The organism is Moorena sp. SIO2C4, from assembly GCF_010672485.1.
GTDB lineage: Bacteria > Cyanobacteriota > Cyanobacteriia > Cyanobacteriales > Coleofasciculaceae > Moorena > Moorena producens.
The window spans coordinates 1-2,401 of record NZ_JAAHGN010001110.1 but is presented as its reverse complement, the minus strand read 5'-3'; the positions used below and the strand labels follow the sequence as shown (position 1 = coordinate 2,401).

Genomic DNA, 2,401 nt, shown 5'->3' with positions numbered 1-2,401 from the left:
GGGGTGCGATCGCAATGTTGTCTCTGGTGCTCTATCCCTACGTTTACCTAATCACCAGGGTAGCGTTCCTAGAGCAATCCGTCCGTACCCTAGAAGCTGCTCGTTCCCTCGGATGTAACCCTTGGCGTGGCTTCTTCACCGTCGCTCTACCCCTAGCCAGACCAGGGATCATGGCAGGTTTGGCCTTAGCACTGATGGAAACCCTAAGCGACTTTGGCACAGTAAAGTATTTCGGTGTCAGTACTTTCACTACAGGCATATATCGTACCTGGTTAGACATGGGTGAGAGGTCAGCTGCTGCTCAACTAGCCGCCTGTTTGCTACTATTTGTAATTATTTTAATTCTACTAGAACGCTGGTCTCGTAAGCAATCTCGCTATTATGAGACTAGCAGTAGTTACCAGGGAATCAAGCCATTTCCACTAACTGGGATCAGAGCCATACTCGCGTTTGTAGCCTGTTTCCTTCCCACTGCTCTTGGATTTTTAGCACCTGCAGCATTTTTGCTGCACATGACCATTAAAAATGCCGAGGAAACCTTAGATGATAATTTTTGGCAGCTAGCTACAAATAGTTTACTATTAGCAATTACAACAGCTGCGATTGCTATGGTCTTAGCATTAGTCATGGCTTATGGGCAACGTCTAGTGCCCAAACTAGGGATGCGCTTAGCAGTACGCACTGCTGCCATGGGTTACGCTATCCCTGGTTCAGTGATTGCAGTTGGTGTCTTGATGCCCTTAGGTCAGTTGGACAATATCATTGACAGCTGGATGCGGGATAACTTGGGCATATCCACCGGTTTAATTTTTAGTGGCACCATCATTGCTCTAGTATACGCCTATCTTGTGCGCTTCCTAGCAATTTCATTCAATACCGTTGAATCCAGCCTAGGTAAGATTAAGCCTAGTTTAGATGATGCCTCTCGCAGTCTCGGTTATGGACCTACGCTGACCCTAATCAAAGTTCACGCCCCATTAATGTGGGGAGGATTGTTGACAGCAGCCATGTTGGTGTTTGTGGATGTGATGAAAGAGTTACCAGCAACTCTGATCATGCGACCGTTTAATTTTGACACCCTGGCAGTACGAGTTTACCAGTATGCCTCCGATGAACGATTAATACAGGCATCAGCACCAGCCTTAGCGATTGTTTTAGTAGGGATTATTCCAGTAATTTTATTAAGTTTGAAGATTGCTAAATCTCAGGGATAATAATGCAGAAGGCAGAAGGCAGAAGGCAGAAGGCAGAAGGCAGAATACAGAAGGCAGAAGGCAGAAGGCAGAATACAGAAGGCAGAATACAGAAGGCAGAAGGCAGAAGGCAGAAGGCAGAAGGCAGAATGAAGCATGAAGAAGGCATAATTCTTAATTCTTAATTCTTAATTCTTAATTCTTAATTCTTAATTCTTCATGGTGTTGGAATCAAAAAAAAGGGAACAGGGAACAGGGAAAAGAGGAGTTTTTGCTTTCTCGGCGCTACTCCCTACTCCCTCGGTGCGCTTTCCGTAGGCGAATTTAATTCGCCACGGGTCGCACCGCTCCCTACTCCCTAAAACGACAGTACTTGATCTAATTTATAACTGTTATACCCAACCAGCAATATCCATAAGTTGAACTGCTGTAGCACTATTGGGACCATATTGGGAAACACTGGTTGGATCTTCCTTGAAGGGAAAACCAAAGCCCGCAAGTACCGGATCAATCGGTGTTCCAGAAACCACTGGATATTCGCTATTAGCTTGAGCAAAGAAGGTCTGAGCCGTAGGGCTAGTTAGATACTCTAAGAACTTGATACCATTTTCTCGATTAGGAGCTGTTTTAACCAAGCCGCCACCACTGATATTAATGTGGGCACCCCGGTTTTGCTGATTAGGGAAAAATACACCAACTTTCTTGAAGATCCCCTGCTTGGCAGGGTCATCGGATTTAATATAGCGAGGTAGATAATAGGTATTTGCGATCGCAATATCCGCAATCCCAGCCGCAACGGCTTCAATTTGGGCTCGATCATTACCCTGAGGCTTGCGAGCAAAGTTACCCACAAAGCTCTCGACCCATGCTTTTACTGCTGGTACACCCAGGCTGGCAATCAGTGAGGCAACCAGAGACTGATTATAGATATTGCTCGATGAGCGGATAGCAATGCGACCTTGCCATTTGGGATCAGCCAGATTTTCGTAAGTTGACAGTTCAGCAGGGTTGACTCTGTCTTTGTTATACATAATCACCCGCGCTCGCTTAGTGAAGCCAAACCAGTGATTGTCAGGGTGTCGCAGGTTAGCGGGAATATTGGAGTTGAGTTCCGATGAATTAACCGGGGCAAAAATACCAGCCTGGTCAGCTTTCCAAAGACGACCAGCGTCAACAGTAATTAAGACATCAGCAGGGCTATTGGCCCA

Annotated in this window: 3 protein-coding genes; 2 read left to right on the top strand and 1 reads right to left on the bottom strand. The window is 46.0% G+C overall.

All coding sequences use genetic code 11. The features are described 5' to 3' along the window. Positions 1-1,214: ABC transporter permease (locus F6K20_RS34345; protein WP_287297780.1), on the top strand; the 1,214-nt coding region annotated here is incomplete at its 5' end. A gap of 2 nt (positions 1,215-1,216) precedes the next feature. Further along, positions 1,217-1,378, top strand: a complete 162-nt coding sequence (locus tag F6K20_RS34340; RefSeq protein ID WP_008184289.1) for a hypothetical protein — start codon at positions 1,217-1,219, stop codon at positions 1,376-1,378. A gap of 207 nt (positions 1,379-1,585) precedes the next feature. Here the strand turns inward: F6K20_RS34340 and F6K20_RS34335 are convergent. Then, on the bottom strand, positions 1,586-2,401 hold an 816-nt coding region (locus F6K20_RS34335; protein ID WP_287297778.1), incomplete at its 5' end, for an extracellular solute-binding protein.

Bases quoted from the DNA above. Each gene is read 5' to 3' on its own strand.
- F6K20_RS34340 (WP_008184289.1), top strand. From the start codon at position 1,217: ATGCAGAAGGCAGAAGGCAGAAGGCAGAAGGCAGAAGGCAGAATACAG.